Here is an 18,988-nt window from a genome sequence, read left to right as displayed (position 1 = left end):
TTTTCAGACGAAAAAAAACCCTGCCGAGGCAGGGTTTTTTCATGGTCAGCAGAGCAGACGATTATTCGTCGTCGCTACCGCCCAGACCGGCGTTCAGCAGCTCAGCGAGGCTGGCAGAGGCTTCATCCGCAGTCACCTGCGGTGCAACCGGTGCTTCACCCGCCTGACGGCGACGCATACGATCCTGGTGGTAAGCATAACCGGTACCGGCCGGGATCAGACGACCCACGATAACGTTCTCTTTCAGGCCGCGCAGTTCGTCGCGCTTGCCGGCTACCGCTGCTTCGGTCAGGACACGGGTGGTCTCCTGGAACGATGCCGCAGAGATGAACGATTCGGTTGCCAGCGAGGCTTTGGTGATACCCAGCAGGTCACGCATGTACGTCGCGCCGATTTTGCCGTTCGCTTCCAGATCGCGGTTGGAGATCTTGATACGAGAGACTTCCGCCTGCTCGCCTTCCAGGAACTCCGAGCTACCCGCGTTCAGGATGGTTGCTTTACGCAGCATCTGACGCACGATGACTTCGATGTGCTTATCGTTAATCTTAACGCCCTGCAGGCGGTAAACTTCCTGCACTTCGTTAGTGATGTAACGGGTCACAGCATGGACGCCACGCAGACGCAGGATGTCGTGCGGAGACTCTGGGCCGTCGGATACGACGTCACCACGTTCTACACGTTCACCTTCGAATACGTTGAGCTGACGCCATTTCGGAATCATCTCTTCATACGGATCGCTACCGTCAACCGGGGTGATCACCAGACGACGCTTGCCTTTGGTCTCTTTACCGAAGGAGATGATACCGCTGATCTCCGCCAGGATAGCTGGCTCTTTCGGACGACGCGCTTCGAACAGGTCGGCAACGCGCGGCAGACCACCGGTGATGTCCTTGGTACCGCCAGATTCCTGCGGAACACGCGCCAGGGTATCACCCGAGCTGATCTTCACGCCATCTTCCAGCTGCACAATCGCTTTACCTGGCAGGAAGTACTGTGCCGGCATGTCGGTGCCCGGGATCAGTACATCGTTGCCGTTGGCATCAACGATTTTCAGTGCCGGACGCAGGTCTTTACCGCCCGCAGTACGCTCTGCAGAATCCAGTACCACCAGCGATGACAGACCGGTGAGGTCGTCAGTCTGACGGGTAATGGTCTGACCGTCGATCATGTCGGTGAAGCGGATGAAACCGCCCACTTCGGTGATAACCGGCATGGTGTGTGGATCCCAGTTTGCAACGGTTTCGCCCGCGGCAACCTGCTCGCCATCACCTTTCGCCATGACCGCACCGTAAGGCACTTTATAGCTCTCTTTGGTACGACCGAACTCGTCGATCATCTTCAGCTCAACGTTACGCGAGACGATAACCAGTTTCCCGGAGGAGTTGGTTACTGACTTGGCGTTGGTCAGCTTGATAGTACCTTTATTCTTCACCTGAATGCTGGATTCAGCTGCCGCACGCGATGCCGCACCACCGATGTGGAAGGTACGCATGGTCAGCTGGGTACCCGGCTCACCGATGGACTGTGCTGCGATAACGCCGATGGCCTCACCTTTGTTGATGATGTGACCACGTGCCAGATCGCGACCGTAGCAGTGTGCACACACACCGAAGTCGGTTTCACAGCTCACCACGGAACGCACTTTAATCGCGTCCACGGAGTTCAGTTCAACCACGTCACACCAGTGCTCATCGATCAGGGTGTTACGCGGGATCAGGATGTCCGCAGTGCCCGGCTTCAGCACGTCTTCTGCCGTCACACGACCCAGTACACGCTCACGCAGCGGCTCTTTAACGTCGCCACCTTCAATGACCGGGGTCATCATGATGCCTTCGAATGTGCCACAGTCGTCTTCGGTGACCACCAGGTCCTGCGCCACGTCAACCAGACGACGGGTCAGGTAACCGGAGTTCGCCGTTTTCAGTGCGGTATCGGCCAGACCTTTACGCGCACCGTGGGTCGAGATGAAGTACTGGAGTACGTTCAGACCTTCACGGAAGTTCGCGGTGATCGGCGTCTCGATGATGGAGCCATCTGGCTTCGCCATCAGACCACGCATACCTGCCAGCTGACGAATCTGTGCCGCAGAACCACGCGCACCGGAGTCGGCCATCATGTAGATGCTGTTGAACGAAACCTGCTGCTCTTCTTCGCCGTGACGGTTGATCACGGTTTCGGTCTGCAGGTTATCCATCATCGCTTTGGATACGCGTTCGTTAGCCGCAGCCCAGATATCAATGACTTTGTTGTAACGTTCGCCCGCGGTAACCAGACCAGACTGGAACTGCTCCTGGATCTCGGCCACTTCCGCTTCGGCTTCTGCAATGATTTCTGCTTTCTTGGCAGGAATCACCATGTCGTCGATACCGACTGAGGCACCTGAACGGGCTGCATAGGCAAAGCCGGTGTACATGGTCTGGTCAGCAAAGATAACGGTCGGCTTCAGGCCCAGGATGCGGTAACAGGTGTTCAGCATCTTAGAAATCGCTTTCTTACCCAGCGCCTGGTTGACGATGGAGTAAGGCAGACCTTTCGGTACGATCATCCACAGGATCGCACGACCAATGGTGGTGTCGATCAGGCTGGTTTTCGCAACGAGCTCTTCCTGCTCATTTTTGCTGTATTCAGTGATACGCACTTTAACGCGTGCATGCAGCTCGGCCTGGCCAGCGCGGTAAACACGCTCAGCTTCTTTCGGGCCGGTCAGTACCATGCCTTCGCCTTTGGCGTTCACTTTGTCACGGGTCATGTAGTACAGACCCAGAACAACGTCCTGTGAAGGAACGATGATTGGCTCGCCGTTCGCTGGAGACAGAATGTTGTTGGTAGACATCATCAGCGCACGCGCTTCCAGCTGGGCTTCCAGCGTCAGCGGTACGTGAACAGCCATCTGGTCACCATCGAAGTCGGCGTTATACGCCGCACACACCAGCGGGTGCAGCTGGATCGCTTTACCTTCGATCAGAACCGGTTCAAACGCCTGGATACCCAGACGGTGCAGGGTTGGTGCACGGTTCAGCAGTACCGGGTGTTCGCGAATCACTTCATCCAGGATATCCCAGACCACCGCTTCTTCGCGCTCAACCATTTTCTTGGCCGCTTTAATGGTGGTCGCGAGGCCACGCAGTTCCAGCTTGCCGTAGATGAACGGTTTGAACAGTTCCAGTGCCATTTTCTTCGGCAGACCGCACTGATGCAGACGCAGGTATGGACCGACGGTGATAACCGAACGACCGGAGTAGTCAACACGTTTACCCAGCAGGTTCTGACGGAAACGACCCTGCTTACCTTTGATCATGTCGGCCAAAGATTTCAGAGGACGTTTGTTAGAGCCGGTGATGGCACGACCGCGACGGCCGTTATCCAGCAGGGCATCTACCGCTTCCTGCAGCATACGTTTTTCGTTACGTACGATGATATCTGGCGCAGCCAGATCCAGCAGACGCTTCAGACGGTTGTTACGGTTGATCACGCGACGATACAGATCGTTCAGATCCGACGTAGCGAAACGACCGCCGTCCAGCGGTACCAGCGGACGCAGATCTGGCGGCAGCACCGGCAGAACGGTCAGGATCATCCACTCTGGCTTGTTGCCAGACTGCACGAACGCTTCCAGCAGCTTGATACGCTTGGTCAGCTTTTTACGTTTGGTCTCAGAGTTGGTTTCGTTCAGCTCTTCACGCAGCTGCTCGCACTCCTGCTCCAGATCCATATTTTTCAGCAGCGCCTGGATAGCTTCCGCACCCATCTTCGCGTCGAATTCGTCACCGAACTCTTCCAGCGCGTCAAGGTACTGCTCTTCAGTCAGAATCTGACGTTTTTCCAGGTTGGTCATGCCGCCTTCGACCACAACATAAGATTCGAAGTACAGCACGCGCTCGATATCACGCAGCGGCATATCCAGCAGCAAACCGATGCGGGATGGCAGTGATTTCAGGAACCAGATGTGCGCGGTCGGCGAAGCCAGCTCGATGTGGCCCATACGCTCACGACGCACTTTGGTCTGCGTGACTTCAACGCCACACTTCTCACAGATCACGCCACGGTGTTTCAGACGCTTGTACTTACCGCACAGGCATTCGTAATCTTTTACCGGTCCGAAAATACGGGCACAGAAAAGACCGTCACGCTCCGGCTTGAAGGTACGGTAGTTAATGGTTTCCGGCTTTTTAACTTCACCGAAAGACCAGGAACGGATCATGTCTGGCGAGGCCAGCGCAATTTTGATCGCATCAAACTCTTCGGTTTTAGTTTGCGCTTTCAGAAACTTAAGTAAGTCTTTCACGGATTAGCTCCCGTCGGAGTGGAACTCTCAGGGACGCGCCAGGCGCGTCCCATAACCAGTACTTGCGAGTGCTTACTCGTCTTCCAGCTCGATGTTGATACCCAGCGAGCGAATCTCTTTCAACAGTACGTTGAAGGATTCCGGCATGCCCGGTTCCATCTGATGGTTGCCGTCAACGATGTTTTTATACATCTTGGTACGGCCGTTGACGTCATCAGACTTAACGGTAAGCATTTCCTGCAGGGTATACGCGGCACCGTATGCTTCCAGTGCCCACACTTCCATCTCACCGAAGCGCTGACCACCGAACTGCGCCTTACCACCCAGCGGCTGCTGCGTAACCAGGCTGTAAGAGCCGGTAGAACGGGCGTGCATCTTGTCGTCGACCAGGTGGTTCAGTTTCAGCATGTACATGTAACCTACGGTTACCTGACGCTCAAACTGCTCACCGGTACGGCCGTCGAACAGGGTGATCTGACCGGAAGAAGGCAGACCGCCGAGCTGCAGCAGCTCTTTGATTTCGCTCTCTTTCGCACCGTCGAACACTGGCGTCGCGATTGGCATACCTTTTTTCAGGTTCTCTGCCAGACGCAGCACTTCGTCGTCCGAGAAGGTGTTCAGGTCAACTTTCTGACGCACATCGGTGCCCAGATCGTAAGCACGCTGGATAAACTCACGCAGTTTGGCGACTTCTTCCTGCTTCTTCAGCATCGCATTGATCTTCTCACCAATGCCTTTCGCCGCCATACCCAGGTGGGTTTCCAGAATCTGACCGATGTTCATACGCGATGGTACGCCCAGCGGGTTCAGTACGATGTCGACCGGCGTACCGTTCTCATCGTATGGCATGTCTTCGATTGGGTTGATCTTGGAGATAACACCTTTGTTACCGTGACGACCCGCCATTTTGTCACCAGGCTGAATCTGACGCTTAACGGCCAGATACACCTTGACGATTTTCAGCACGCCCGGTGCCAGATCGTCGCCCTGGGTGATCTTGCGACGCTTCGCTTCGAGTTTCTTCTCAAACTCGTGCTTCAGCTCGTCGTACTGCTCAGCCAGCTGCTCCAGCGCGTTCTGCTTCTCTTCGTCGGTCAGACCGAGTTCCAGCCAGCGCTCACGTGGCAGCTTGTCCAGTTTCTCCGCTTCCACGCCACCTGAAATCAGGACGGCCTGGATACGGCTGAACAGGCCCGCTTCGAGGATCTGCAGTTCTTCAGACAGGTCTTTTTTCGCCTGCTTCAGCTGCATCTCTTCGATTTCCAGCGCGCGCTTGTCTTTTTCCACGCCATCGCGGGTGAAGACCTGTACGTCGATAACCGTACCGGAAACGCCGTTCGGCACGCGCAGTGACGAGTCTTTCACGTCAGAGGCTTTTTCACCGAAGATCGCACGCAGCAGTTTCTCTTCTGGCGTCAGCTGGGTTTCACCTTTCGGCGTGACCTTGCCTACCAGAATGTCGCCACCGGTCACTTCCGCACCGATATACACGATGCCGGATTCATCCAGTTTGGAGAGCGCAGCTTCACCCACGTTCGGGATGTCAGCGGTGATCTCTTCCGGCCCCAGTTTGGTGTCACGTGACACGCAAGCCAGTTCCTGAATGTGGATAGTGGTGAAACGGTCTTCCTGTACTACACGCTCAGAAACGAGGATGGAGTCTTCGAAGTTGTAACCGTTCCATGGCATGAACGCCACGCGCATGTTCTGACCCAGCGCCAGCTCACCGAGGTCGGTAGACGGGCCGTCAGCCAGCACGTCGCCACGCTCGATAGGTTCACCCAGAGAAACACACGGCATCTGGTTGATGCAGGTGTTCTGGTTAGAACGGGTGTACTTGGTCAGGTTGTAGATGTCGATACCTGCTTCGCCCGGATACATCTCGTCTTCGTTAACTTTGATAACGATACGTGACGCATCGACGTACTGCACGGTACCACCACGTTTCGCGACGGCAGTTACACCGGAGTCGACCGCAACAGCACGTTCCATACCGGTACCAACCAGCGGCTTGTCAGCACGCAGGGTAGGTACAGCCTGACGTTGCATGTTCGCACCCATCAGGGCGCGGTTAGCATCATCGTGTTCCAGGAACGGGATCAGTGACGCACCGACAGAAACCACCTGCTGGGTGGAAACGTCCATGTAGTCAACCTGATCGCGGCTGAACAGGCTCGATTCACCTTTGCTACGGCAGGTGACGAGATCGTCAACAAAGCTGCCGTCATCGGCGAGGTTGGTGTTCGCCTGAGCGATAACGTAGTTACCCTCTTCGATAGCAGAGAGGTAATGAATTTCATCACTCACTTTACCGTCAACCACGCGGCGGTACGGCGTTTCGAGGAAGCCGTATTCGTTAGTCTGCGCGTAAACAGAGAGTGAGTTGATCAGACCGATGTTCGGACCTTCCGGGGTTTCGATTGGACATACGCGACCGTAGTGAGTCGGGTGTACGTCACGCACTTCGAAGCCGGCGCGTTCACGGGTCAGACCGCCTGGGCCCAGAGCAGAGATACGACGTTTGTGCGTAATCTCAGACAGCGGGTTGTTCTGGTCCATAAACTGGGACAGCTGGCTGGAACCAAAGAACTCTTTCACCGCGGCCGAAATTGGCTTGGCGTTGATCATGTCCTGTGGCATCAGCGTGTCGAGGTCGCCCAGAGACAGACGCTCTTTCACAGCGCGCTCTACACGCACCAGGCCAACGCGGAACTGGTTTTCCGCCATTTCGCCGACCGAACGGATACGACGGTTGCCGAGGTGGTCGATATCATCCACTTCGCCAATACCGTTACGGATACCGATGAGCTTCTTCATCACTTCAATGATGTCGTCTTTGCTCAGGATACCGGAACCTTCGATCTCGTCACGCAGCAGAGAACGGTTGAACTTCATGCGGCCAACGGCCGACAGATCGTAACGATCTTCAGAGAAGAACAGGTTCTCGAACAGGTTTTCTGCGGCTTCACGCGTTGGCGGCTCGCCAGGACGCATCATGCGGTAGATCTCAACCAGCGCGCTCAGGCGGTCGTTGGTTGGGTCAACGCGCAGCGTCTCAGAAATGTACGGGCCGTGATCCAGGTCGTTGGTGAACAGGGTTTCGATGCGCTTGTGACCGGACTGGCTCAGTTTCGCCAGCAGATCCAGTGACAGCTCCATGTTCGCCGGCACGATCAGCTCACCGGTGTTCAGATCGATGTAATCTTTCGCGACCACTTTGCCCGCGATGTACTCGACCGGCACTTCGATGTGCTGAATGTTGTCTTTTTCCAGCTGACGGATGTGGCGCGCAGTAATGCGACGACCTTTCTCAACGTAGACCGTGCCGTTGGCTTCGATATCGAAGGAGGCGGTTTCACCACGCAGGCGCTCAGGCACCAGTTCCATCTGCAGCTTGTTGTCGCGGATTTCAAAGACCACTTTTTCGAAGAACAGATCGAGAATCTGCTCAGTGGTGTAATCCAGCGCGCGCAGGATGATACTGGCCGGCAGCTTACGACGACGGTCAATACGGACGAACAGGTTGTCTTTCGGGTCAAACTCGAAGTCGAGCCATGAACCGCGGTAAGGGATGATACGTGCGTTATACAGCACTTTACCGGAAGAGTGCGTTTTACCCTTATCGCTGTCAAAGAATACGCCAGGACTACGATGCAGCTGAGAAACGATAACACGCTCAGTACCGTTGATGACAAAGGTACCGTTGTCGGTCATGAGCGGAATTTCGCCCATGTACACTTCTTGTTCTTTGATGTCTTTGACGGTGCCTTCCGGCGCTTCGCGCTCGTAGATCACCAGACGCAGTTTAACGCGCAGCGGTGCGGAGTACGTCACGCCACGGATCTGACATTCTGTCACGTCAAACACCGGCTCACCCAGACGGTAGCTGACATACTGCAACTCAGAGTTGCCGCTGTAGCTCGCGATTGGGAACACGGAACGGAAGGCTGCTTCCAGACCGTACTGGCCTTCTGGATCTTGCTCGATAAACTTCTGGAACGAGTCAAGCTGGATAGAAAGGAGATAAGGCACATCCAGTACTTGTGGACGTTTACCAAAATCCTTACGAATACGTTTTTTCTCGGTATAGGAGTAAACCATAGGGTTCCTCAGCTAGCTGACAAGTCGACCCACGCTGTCCGTCCTGAAGGGACAGTTCATGCAACACTATTTTGTTTTTCATGCGATGCGCGGCACCCCATGCAATACATCTTTCTATCACTCTTAAATCATTTCATCGCCGTTGCGCAGGCAGGGAACCCTCACAGGAAAGCGGTATATTAAGTCGTCGATAGAAAAAGATATTGAAGAGGAACAATGGACAAACAGTGCGAAACGCCATCGTTCCCCTGTAGCGCAAAAAGGCTGGTGACCAAAAAGTCACCAGCCATCAGTCTGTTTACGCAGACTGCAACCCGAGGGTTGTCTTACTTAACTTCAACTTCAGCGCCAGCTTCTTTCAGAGCAGCTTCAAGTGCAGCTGCGTCGTCTTTGCTGATGCCTTCTTTGATTGCAGCTGGAGCAGCTTCAACCAGGTCTTTAGCTTCTTTCAGGCCCAGACCAGTTGCGCCACGAACGGCTTTGATTACAGCAACTTTGTTCGCGCCAGCAGCTTTCAGGATAACGTCGAATTCAGTTTTCTCTTCAACAGCTTCAGCCGGGCCAGCAGCAACAGCGACAGCAGCAGCAGCAGAAACGCCGAATTTTTCTTCCATAGCAGAAACCAGCTCAACTACTTCCATTACGGACATAGCTGCAACGGCTTCCAGGATTTGATCTTTAGTGATAGACATGACAATTGTTCCTAAGAATCAGTAAAAGTTTATACGTTAGCAAGTACGAAGAAAAAGAATCTGGCCTTAAGCCGCTTCTTTCGCGTCGCGAACAGCAGCCAGAGTGCGGACCAGCTTGCCAGCAGCAGCTTCTTTCATGGTCGACATCAGACGTGCCAGTGCTTCTTCGTAAGTCGGCAGCGTTGCCAGACGGTCAATTTGTGCCGCCGGGATCAGCTCACCTTCAAAGGCTGCAGCTTTGACCTCAAAGTTTGCATTCGCTTTCGCGAACTCTTTGAACAGACGAGCAGCAGCGCCCGGGTGTTCCATAGAGTATGCAATCAGGGTCGGACCAACAAACGTGTCTTTCAGGCACTCGAATGGAGTACCTTCAACGACGCGGCGCAGCAGGGTGTTACGAACAACACGCATGTAGACGCCAGCTTCACGACCTGCTTTACGCAGTTCAGTCATTTTATCAACGGTAACGCCACGGGAATCCGCAACAACCGCTGAAAGCGCGCCTTTGGCTACTTCGCTAACTTCAGCAACAATTGCTTGTTTGCCTTGAAGATTTAATGCCATTAGCTTTGCTCCTGGATTTGACCGGGAAAATTTCCCGGAACTCACTTCACTTACACACCCGAAGGCCGTAAGCGCGTTACACGGTGAGCAGAATCCAGTGAAGAAAAAATTCTTTTTGGTTCTGTCACCGTCTACGCAGGATATTAAGCATCACTTCCGAAGAGGTTCTGCTCCTGCGGTCTTGGACGGAGGCCAGGATCAGGCCTGGCTCCAACCTTAGTCGCTGAATGACAAGGGGTTTAGACCTGTGCACTCCGCGACTATGAATTTGGGTTCTGAATTGATGGATCAACCAGAACAACGGGCGTAAGATTCTAGATGAATTTTTCGCCCGTTACAAGCAGCAATTAGTTTGCTGCTGCGTTCAGACCAGCCTGGTCAACGGCAACGCCGGCGCCCATGGTGGTAGAGATGCTGACTTTCTTGATGTACACGCCTTTCGCCTGAGCAGGTTTAGCTTTTTTCAGCGCAACCAGCAGAGATTCCAGGTTTTCTTTCAGTTTGTCAGCATCGAAGTCCACTTTACCAATGGTGGTGTGGATGATGCCGTTTTTGTCGTTACGGTAACGAACCTGACCCGCTTTAGCGTTTTTCACAGCTTCAGCAACGTTAGGGGTTACGGTACCAACTTTCGGGTTTGGCATCAGACCACGTGGGCCCAGAACCTGGCCCAGCTGGCCAACAACGCGCATTGCATCCGGAGAAGCAATAACAACGTCAAAGTTCATTTCGCCTTTCTTGATCTGATCAGCCAGGTCTTCCATACCTACCAGCTCAGCGCCAGCTGCTTTAGCAGCTTCAGCGTTTGCGCCCTGGGTAAAGACGGCAACACGTACTGAACGACCAGTACCGTGTGGCAGAACGGTCGCGCCGCGCACGTTCTGGTCAGATTTACGTGCATCAATGCCGAGGTTAACAGCAACGTCCACGCTCTCTACGAATTTAGCGGTAGCCAGTTCTTTCAGCAGAGCAACAGCTTCGTTGATGTCATACTGTTTAGTCGCATCAACTTTGTCACGGATCACGCGCATGCGCTTGGTCAGCTTAGCCATTTCTTAGTCCTCCACTACCAGGCCCATGGAACGAGCAGTACCTTCGATAGAGCGAGTCATCGCTTCTACGTCAGCACCAGTCATGTCCGCAGCTTTGGTTTCTGCGATTTCACGTACCTGAGCACGAGTTACTTTACCGACTTTATCTTTGTTCGGCTTACCAGAACCAGACTTGATGCCTGCTGCTTTTTTCAGCAGAACGGCAGCCGGAGGCGTTTTGGTAACGAAGGTGAAAGAACGGTCGCTGTATACGGTGATAACTACTGGAGTCGGCAGACCCTTTTCCAGTGATTCTGTTTTGGCGTTGAACGCTTTACAGAATTCCATGATGTTAACACCCTGCTGACCCAGAGCCGGACCAACTGGTGGGCTCGGGTTAGCCATACCAGCTGCAACCTGCAGCTTGACGTAGGCTTGTACTTTCTTGGCCATGATATTTCCTCTATTGGGTATAGCGCCTGGCGAACAGGCTCCCCGTGATAACGATTTACACGCTGTTGCCAGCGCATAAAAACAAAAGGCGCGAAATTATAGGTAAATTTCGCGCCTTCCGCAAGAGCTAAAAAGTGAACAAACGGCTTAGCCTTTCTCCACCTGAGCAAAGTCGAGTTCTACCGGCGTTGCACGGCCGAAGATAGAAACAGAAACCTTCAGGCGGCTCTTCTCGTAATCCACTTCTTCGACCACACCGTTGAAGTCGGCAAACGGGCCGTCGTTGACACGCACCATCTCGCCTGGCTCGAACAGCGTTTTCGGACGCGGCTTATCACCCACCTGCTGCAGGCGGTTCATGATCGCATCCACTTCTTTATCACTGATCGGTGCCGGACGGTCAGAGGTACCACCAATGAAGCCCATTACACGCGGTACACTGCGCACTAAGTGCCAGCTGGCATCATTCATCACCATCTGGACCAGTACGTAACCAGGGAAGAATTTGCGTTCGCTTTTGCGACGCTGGCCGCCACGGATTTCCACGACTTCTTCAGTCGGCACCATGACTTCGCCAAACAGTTCTTCCATGTTGTGCAGTTTGATATGCTCTTGCAGCGACTTGGCTACGCGGGCTTCAAAACCGGAAAACGCCTGAACGACGTACCAGCGTTTTTTTGGAGCTTCAGACATCTCAGAACCTCAGGCCAGTGATAAACGATACCAGACGGACCAGAATACCATCCAGCCCCCACAAAATCAGTGACATCACGGCAGTGACCGCGGCAACGATTAACGTGGTGTGCAATGTTTCCTGGCGAGTTGGCCAGATGACCTTACGCATTTCGGTTCTTGCTTCACGTGCAAAAGCCACGGTTGCTTTGCCTTTGGTGGTCAGCAACGCAATGCCGCCCGCCGCAGCGATCAACACCACGACAGCCAGCGCGCGTAAAGGCAGTGTCACATCGCGATACAGGTAGTTACCGACGATTGCTACCAGCAGCAATGCGATCACAACTACCCACTTTACCGCTTCCAGGCCGCGCCCGCTCCCTTGAGCTTCGGTATTCGCACTCATAAACCAACCTGCCACAATAATTCAGAAACTATTCTGCCCCGCAGAGCGAGGCATCCAAACCGAATGCGCTTTTGGGCATAACTCGGTATCCAGCGCCGTAATACAGAGCCTGTCTCAGCAATGATTATGATCGAAAATCACTGATGAGCCAGGTTCTGGTTAACAGCGTACAAAAAGGGCATCAAATGATGCCCTTTCCGTGTGCATTGCGTCAAATATTATCGCTATTACGCGATAACTTTAGCAACAACGCCCGCGCCAACGGTACGGCCGCCTTCGCGGATTGCGAAGCGCAGACCTTCGTCCATTGCGATTGGATGGATCAGGGTAACAACCATTTTGATGTTGTCGCCTGGCATTACCATCTCAACGCCTTCTGGCAGCTCTACTGAACCGGTTACGTCAGTGGTACGGAAGTAGAACTGTGGACGGTAGCCTTTGAAGAACGGAGTATGACGGCCGCCTTCGTCTTTAGACAGAACGTAAACTTCTGACTCGAACTGGGTGTGTGGCTTGATAGTGCCTGGCTTAGCCAGAACCTGACCACGCTGGATCTCTTCACGCTTGATACCGCGCAGCAGAACACCACAGTTCTCGCCTGCCTGACCCTGGTCCAGCAGTTTGCGGAACATTTCAACACCGGTACAGGTAGACTTGGCAGTCGCTTTGATACCAACGATTTCTACTTCGTCGCCCACTTTCACGATGCCGCGCTCAACACGACCGGTAACAACGGTACCACGGCCAGAGATTGAGAATACGTCTTCGATTGGCAGCAGGAACGGCAGGTCGATAGCACGGACTGGATCGGGGATGTAGCTATCCAGGTGCTCAGCCAGCTCAACGATTTTCGCTTCCCACTCAGCTTCGCCTTCCAGCGCTTTCAGCGCAGAACCGCGTACGATTGGGGTATCGTCGCCAGGGAAGTCGTAAGCAGACAGCAGGTCACGCACTTCCATCTCAACCAGTTCCAGCAGCTCTTCGTCATCAACCATGTCGCACTTGTTCAGGAACACGATGATGTAAGGAACGCCAACCTGACGACCCAGCAGGATGTGCTCACGGGTCTGTGGCATTGGGCCATCAGTCGCAGCAACAACCAGGATCGCGCCGTCCATCTGCGCAGCACCGGTGATCATGTTTTTCACATAGTCGGCGTGGCCTGGGCAGTCAACGTGTGCGTAGTGACGGGTCGGGGTTTCATATTCAACGTGAGAGGTGTTGATGGTGATACCACGAGCCTTCTCTTCTGGCGCGTTATCGATCTGATCGAATGCACGCGCCTGGCCGCCGTAGGTTTTAGCCAGAACGGTGGTGATTGCCGCAGTCAGAGTGGTTTTACCGTGGTCGACGTGACCGATGGTGCCCACGTTTACGTGCAGTTTGTTACGTTGAAATTGCTCTTTAGCCATCGCTTGTCCCTCTAAGACACGGATATATCAAAGATATCGTCACATTAACCAGGCAAAACCTGATGTTAGTTTTACAGAGAGAGAATCAGGAGAGAGATAAAGGAAGTGGTGCTGATACCCAGAGTCGAACTGGGGACCTCACCCTTACCAAGGGTGCGCTCTACCAACTGAGCCATATCAGCACATCTGGAGCGGGCAGCGGGAATCGAACCCGCATCATCAGCTTGGAAGGCTGAGGTAATAGCCATTATACGATGCCCGCATCCTGGAACTCGGCTACCTGTTCTTTCTGTAGCTTATGAATAATAAAAGAAGACCTTCTATTATTCGAGCCAGTCAGAGTTTCCGACTGACGGTGATCACGCTACTGCGCAATCTGAATTCGAAGGTGAGAGAGTTGAACTCACCCATCAGATAAGCCTTTATCTGACGCTCAACCGAGAGGTTGAGATGGTGGTGGGAGAAGGATTCGAACCTTCGAAGTCTGTGACGGCAGATTTACAGTCTGCTCCCTTTGGCCGCTCGGGAATCCCACCTACTTGATGGTGCCGGCTACCGGAATCGAACTGGTGACCTACTGATTACAAGTCAGTTGCTCTACCAACTGAGCTAAGCCGGCATCAAGTGACGCGCATTCTAGGAAGACCGGGTTCAGGATGCAACAAAAAAATTGCTAAATTTGCACTACCGCTTACTATTTGTGCAAATCCTCGCAAAACGCCCCGCCAGCGCAGCAAAAAGCAGCAAACATGGTGTGTTTTTCCGCCAGCCCACAGCCTGATTATTCTTTGATACCGCGTTAGCCTCATACTGTGATCCTAAAAATGCGGGCCTGCTTACGAAAGCGTGCTCAGGTTTATCATTTTACTTCTTTTTAAAGTCACACTGGTGTTACCCTCCTGCCCATTGTTCTCGTTAAATTACCCCTGTGACGTGCAACTGAGTTCGACACATCGCTGTATGCCTGTTGCTGCAAGGTGTTGATGAGCCAGAATTTGCGGTCAGATGCATGCTTATGAGTAAAAAAACGACGCCACTGACGACGCCCTACCTGCAGTTTGATCGCCAGCAATGGGCTGCGCTGCGAGATTCCGTACCGATGACGCTGGCCGCCAGCGAAATTGAACGGCTGCGCGGTATCAATGAAGATCTTTCGCTGGAAGAAGTCGCTGAGATCTACCTGCCGCTATCACGTCTGCTGAACTTCTATATCAGTTCAAATCTGCGCCGTCAGGCGGTGCTGGAGCAGTTCCTTGGCACCAATGGCCAGAAGATTCCGTACATTATCAGTATTGCCGGCAGTGTCGCCGTCGGTAAAAGCACCACCGCGCGCGTGTTACAGGCGCTGCTTAGCCGCTGGCCCGAGCACCGCAAGGTGGAACTCATCACCACCGATGGCTTTTTGCACCCTAATGCGGTGCTGAAAGAGCGCGGCCTGATGAAAAAGAAAGGCTTCCCGCAGTCGTATGATATGCATCGACTGGTGAAGTTCGTATCGGATTTGAAATCGGGCGCCAGTCAGGTCACTGCACCGGTGTATTCACACCTGATATACGATGTCATCCCGGATGGCGATAAGGTGGTGCAGCAGCCGGACATCCTGATTCTGGAAGGGCTGAACGTACTGCAGAGCGGTATGGATTATCCGCACGATCCGCATCATGTATTTGTCTCAGATTTCGTCGACTTTTCAATATATGTCGATGCGCCAGAAAACTTATTAGAGCGTTGGTACGTTAATCGCTTTCTTAAATTCCGCGAAGGTGCCTTCAGCGATCCGGATTCTTATTTCCACCACTATTCTCAGCTGCCTGAAGAGGAAGCAGAAAGTATTGCACGTGGGTTATGGAAAGAAATTAACTGGCTGAATTTAAAAGAAAACATCTTACCTACGCGAGAGCGAGCCAGCCTGATCATGACCAAGTCTGCGGATCATGCCGTGCAAAGCGTGCGGTTACGAAAATAGTATTAAAAACGCCCTGCTTTATCAGGGCGTTTAATGCGTCACTGTTTACTGTGTTAATTAGCGGGACGTAATGAGATCTCGCCACCGACCCAGGATTTAATCTCACCATCCTGTTCCAGCAATAAACCACCCTGCTTATCAATTCCTCGCGCAATGCCATGCACTTCACGATCGCCAATCAGCAGTTTTACCGGACGATGGATAAAGTTATCCAGCGCTTCCCAGCGGCCGACAAACGGCGCCAGCCCATCCCGTTCAAATAGCGGTAAAGCTTCACGCAGACGGTTTATCAACCTGGCGGCGAGTTCGTTACGATTGATCTCAATGCCGGCTTCCTGCAGATTGATCCAACCCTGATTGATTTCCGCCGTGCCTTCGCCCCGCATCACCAGGTTGATCCCCGCGCCCATGACAATTTGCGCCGCATCGCCGGTTTTACCGGTGAGCTCAACCAGAATACCCGCCAGTTTACGATCCTGCAGATAGAGGTCATTTGGCCACTTAACGCGGACGTCTGCCGCGCCCAGCGACTGGATAACCTCTGCCATCACGATACCAATCACCAGACTCAGGCCCATTGCCGCAGCTGGCCCCTGCTCCAGTCGCCAGTACATGGACATGTAGAGATTGGCGCCAAACGGCGAGAACCATTTCCGTCCGCGCCGGCCGCGCCCGGCCTGTTGATATTCCGCGATGCACGCATAGCCGGAGTTCAGCTGGTCCATGCGTTCGAGTAAATACTGATTCGTGGAGTCAATAACCGGAATTACCGCCAGATCCGGCTGATGCAGATGCGCCAGTATCGCCTCTTCATTCAGCAGCTGAATCGGCGCTGGCAGGCTGTAGCCTTTCCCTGTTACGGTGTAGACATCCAGACCCCAGCTTTTCAGCGTCTGAATATGTTTATTCACGGCAGCGCGGCTCATACCGAGCGCCTCACCCAGTTGCTCGCCAGAGTGGAATTCACCATCAGCCAGCAGGGCGACCAGTTTTAATGGAACGCTATGATCTTTCATGAAATCACCTCGACGGCGTTACGCTCGCCCTGCGCGCCAATAAACCGCACCTCAGGCTCCAGCCACACGGCAAATTTTTTCCCCACCTCCTGACGCACATGATGGGCCAGGGCGACAATATCCTGCGGTGTGGCATTGTCTTCATTGATCAGTACCAGTGCCTGCTGACGATGCACCGCAGCGCCGCCAAGACGGTAGCCTTTCAACGCACACTGATCGATCAGCCAGCCGGCGGCCAGCTTGACTTCACCACTGTGCTGTGGATAGTGCGGCATAGCAGGATAGTGCGTGAGCAATGCCTCTGCCTGCTGAGCGGAAATCAAAGGATTTTTAAAGAAACTGCCTACATTGCCTGTTATGCGCGGATCGGGCAGCTTACTTTGTCGCATATGGCACACCGCATTGAATACGTCCCACGCGCATACGGTGGCGGGATTGAGCTTCGCCAGATCGCCATAGCTCAGTACCGGTTTCCACTGCTTAGCCAGACGCAGCCCGACGGCCACAATTACATAGTCGTGCTTCATCGCGTGTTTGAAGATACTGTCGCGATAGCCAAACTGGCACTCATCACGGTGCAGACGCGTGACTGTGCTATCCGGCAGGTGTAACACTTCGACGTACTGGCAAATATCTTTAAATTCAACACCGTAAGCGCCAATGTTCTGGATGGGTGCCGATCCCGTCACGCCTGGAATCAGCGCCAGATTTTCCAGCCCGGTGAGGCCTTTCTTTAGAGTGTGCTCAACCAACTGATGCCAGTTTTCGCCAGCACCAACGTGCAGATGCCAGGCTTCGTCGTGCTCTTCCAGGGTGATGCCTTTAATCGCGTTTATCACCACGCAGCCGGCAAAATCTTCGAGGAACAGGACGTTACTGCCCTCGCCAAGCAGCATAAACGGCTGATTATTTTGCTGGCTGGCGTGCCAGGCAGAGGAAATGGCTTCTGCGCTATCCGCAACAACAAGCTTTTCAGCCGCGATTGCAAGACCCAGTGTGTTGAACGCTTTCAGGGAAGTCTGAGGGCTGGACATGTTACGGCCTTTACTGATTAATCTGGCCGTAGTTTACCCGATTGCACGGTTTTACAGTGGGGAGTTTTCGCGTTTTTAGCGGGAAATTTGCCGAAGTACGGACGTAAAAAAGCCCCGGACTTTCGTCCAGGGCTTTTTTACTGGTTTGATGCCTGGCAGTTCCCTACTCTCGCATGGGGAGGCCCCACACTACCATCGGCGCTACGGCGTTTCACTTCTGAGTTCGGCATGGGGTCAGGTGGGACCACCGCGCTGTTGCCGCCAGGCAAATTCTGTTTTCGTCCGCGTCTTTCGCGCTCTGACTGCGTTGCCCCGCTCGCGCCGCTCAGTCACATACTCGTGTATGCTCCTTCACGTCGTCTCGCGTGCCGCCTTGTCACAGCACAAAACCCACTGGACGTAATCCGGTGAACAAAGCTGAAAATTCTTTCTGTCTCTCAGACCAAAACGCCTCTGGCGTTGTAAGGTTAAGCCTCACGGGTCATTAGTACCGGTTAGCTCAACGCATCGCTGCGCTTACACACCCGGCCTATCAACGTCGTCGTCTTCAACGTCCCTTCAGGACCCTTAAAGGGTCAGGGAGAACTCATCTCGGGGCAAGTTTCGTGCTTAGATGCTTTCAGCACTTATCTCTTCCGCACTTAGCTACCGGGCAGTGCCATTGGCATGACAACCCGAACACCAGCGGTGCGTTCACTCCGGTCCTCTCGTACTAGGAGCAACCCCCCTCAATTCTCCAGCGCCCACGGCAGATAGGGACCGAACTGTCTCACGACGTTCTAAACCCAGCTCGCGTACCACTTTAAACGGCGAACAGCCGTACCCTTGGGACCTACTTCAGCCCCAGGATGTGATGAGCCGACATCGAGGTGCCAAACACCGCCGTCGATATGAACTCTTGGGCGGTATCAGCCTGTTATCCCCGGAGTACCTTTTATCCGTTGAGCGATGGCCCTTCCATTCAGAACCACCGGATCACTATGACCTGCTTTCGCACCTGCTCGAGCCGTCACTCTCGCAGTCAAGCTGGCTTATGCCATTGCACTAACCTCCTGATGTCCGACCAGGATTAGCCAACCTTCGTGCTCCTCCGTTACGCTTTGGGAGGAGACCGCCCCAGTCAAACTACCCACCAGACACTGTCCGCAGCCCGGATTACGGGCCTACGTTAGAACATCAAACATTAAAGGGTGGTATTTCAAGGTTGGCTCCACGCAGACTGGCGTCCGCGCTTCAAAGCCTCCCACCTATCCTACACATCAAGGCTCAATGTTCAGTGTCAAGCTATAGTAAAGGTTCACGGGGTCTTTCCGTCTTGCCGCGGGTACACTGCATCTTCACAGCGATTTCAATTTC

The 18,988-nt window shown here is 53.7% G+C and carries 12 protein-coding genes, 4 tRNA genes and 2 rRNA genes; 1 reads left to right on the top strand and 17 read right to left on the bottom strand.

The genetic code is table 11. The features are described 5' to 3' along the window. Positions 1–61 precede the first annotated feature (61 nt). The 13 genes from rpoC to F3J41_RS22810 form a co-directional block, all read right to left on the bottom strand. Complete coding sequence (rpoC, locus tag F3J41_RS22870) at positions 62–4,285, bottom strand: DNA-directed RNA polymerase subunit beta' (RefSeq protein WP_058758899.1); 4,224 nt, start codon at positions 4,283–4,285, stop codon at positions 62–64. A gap of 72 nt (positions 4,286–4,357) precedes the next feature. Then, positions 4,358–8,386 carry a DNA-directed RNA polymerase subunit beta gene (gene rpoB / locus F3J41_RS22865; protein ID WP_021508205.1) on the bottom strand — a complete coding sequence of 1,343 codons (4,029 nt, stop codon included), beginning with the start codon at positions 8,384–8,386 and terminating at the stop codon, positions 4,358–4,360. 326 nt (positions 8,387–8,712) lie between these two features. Beyond that, entirely contained in the window at positions 8,713–9,078 is a 366-nt protein-coding gene (gene rplL / locus F3J41_RS22860; protein ID WP_021508206.1) for a 50S ribosomal protein L7/L12, read from the bottom strand. Between the two features lie 66 nt (positions 9,079–9,144). After that, positions 9,145–9,642: a 50S ribosomal protein L10 gene (rplJ, locus tag F3J41_RS22855; protein ID WP_021508207.1), complete on the bottom strand. Its 498-nt coding sequence runs from the start codon at positions 9,640–9,642 to the stop codon at positions 9,145–9,147. A gap of 347 nt (positions 9,643–9,989) precedes the next feature. Continuing rightward, on the bottom strand, positions 9,990–10,694 hold the full coding sequence (gene rplA, locus F3J41_RS22850; protein ID WP_021508208.1) for a 50S ribosomal protein L1: 705 nt from the start codon (positions 10,692–10,694) through the stop codon (positions 9,990–9,992). A gap of 3 nt (positions 10,695–10,697) precedes the next feature. Beyond that, complete coding sequence (gene rplK / locus F3J41_RS22845; RefSeq protein WP_013507401.1) at positions 10,698–11,126, bottom strand: 50S ribosomal protein L11; 429 nt, start codon at positions 11,124–11,126, stop codon at positions 10,698–10,700. A 147-nt stretch (positions 11,127–11,273) separates the two neighbouring features. Next, the gene (gene nusG, locus F3J41_RS22840; protein ID WP_010616908.1) at positions 11,274–11,819 is read right to left on the bottom strand and encodes a transcription termination/antitermination protein NusG; all 546 of its coding nucleotides are present in this window, start codon (positions 11,817–11,819) and stop codon (positions 11,274–11,276) included. 1 nt (position 11,820) lies between these two features. Further along, positions 11,821–12,204 carry a preprotein translocase subunit SecE gene (gene secE, locus F3J41_RS22835; protein WP_021508209.1) on the bottom strand — a complete coding sequence of 128 codons (384 nt, stop codon included), beginning with the start codon at positions 12,202–12,204 and terminating at the stop codon, positions 11,821–11,823. Between the two features lie 227 nt (positions 12,205–12,431). Further along, positions 12,432–13,616: an elongation factor Tu gene (gene tuf, locus F3J41_RS22830; protein ID WP_150059788.1), complete on the bottom strand. Its 1,185-nt coding sequence runs from the start codon at positions 13,614–13,616 to the stop codon at positions 12,432–12,434. Between the two features lie 106 nt (positions 13,617–13,722). Continuing rightward, positions 13,723–13,798: transfer RNA gene (locus F3J41_RS22825), tRNA-Thr, on the bottom strand. Positions 13,799–13,803: 5 nt separating this feature from the next. Beyond that, positions 13,804–13,878 (bottom strand) — tRNA-Gly (locus tag F3J41_RS22820). 189 nt (positions 13,879–14,067) lie between these two features. Further along, positions 14,068–14,152, bottom strand: a tRNA-Tyr gene (locus F3J41_RS22815). 7 nt (positions 14,153–14,159) lie between these two features. Continuing rightward, positions 14,160–14,235, bottom strand: a tRNA-Thr gene (locus F3J41_RS22810). A gap of 396 nt (positions 14,236–14,631) precedes the next feature. On the opposite strand from F3J41_RS22810, the gene coaA reads away from it, so the two are divergent. Next, a complete protein-coding gene (gene coaA, locus F3J41_RS22805) occupies positions 14,632–15,582 on the top strand; it encodes a type I pantothenate kinase (RefSeq protein WP_058759911.1) in 951 nt (316 codons plus the stop codon). Positions 15,583–15,635: 53 nt separating this feature from the next. On the opposite strand, the gene birA is transcribed toward coaA, so the two are convergent. From birA to F3J41_RS22785, 4 genes are all read right to left on the bottom strand, one after another. Next, positions 15,636–16,598 carry a bifunctional biotin--[acetyl-CoA-carboxylase] ligase/biotin operon repressor BirA gene (birA, locus tag F3J41_RS22800; RefSeq protein WP_166712573.1) on the bottom strand — a complete coding sequence of 321 codons (963 nt, stop codon included), beginning with the start codon at positions 16,596–16,598 and terminating at the stop codon, positions 15,636–15,638. Then, positions 16,595–17,632, bottom strand: coding sequence for a UDP-N-acetylmuramate dehydrogenase (gene murB / locus F3J41_RS22795; RefSeq protein WP_166712571.1), 1,038 nt, complete (start codon positions 17,630–17,632; stop codon positions 16,595–16,597). The genes birA and murB overlap by 4 nt, the downstream gene beginning before the upstream one ends. 150 nt (positions 17,633–17,782) lie before the next feature. Further along, a 5S ribosomal RNA gene (gene rrf, locus F3J41_RS22790) occupies positions 17,783–17,898 on the bottom strand. A 197-nt stretch (positions 17,899–18,095) separates the two neighbouring features. After that, positions 18,096–18,988 (bottom strand): 23S ribosomal RNA (locus F3J41_RS22785); the annotation flags it as partial.

This window comes from Pantoea sp. Ap-870 (assembly GCF_011752515.1).
Taxonomy (GTDB): domain Bacteria; phylum Pseudomonadota; class Gammaproteobacteria; order Enterobacterales; family Enterobacteriaceae; genus Pantoea; species Pantoea dispersa.
Note: the sequence above shows the minus strand (reverse complement) of the source record. Positions and strands in the feature narration are given on the sequence as shown.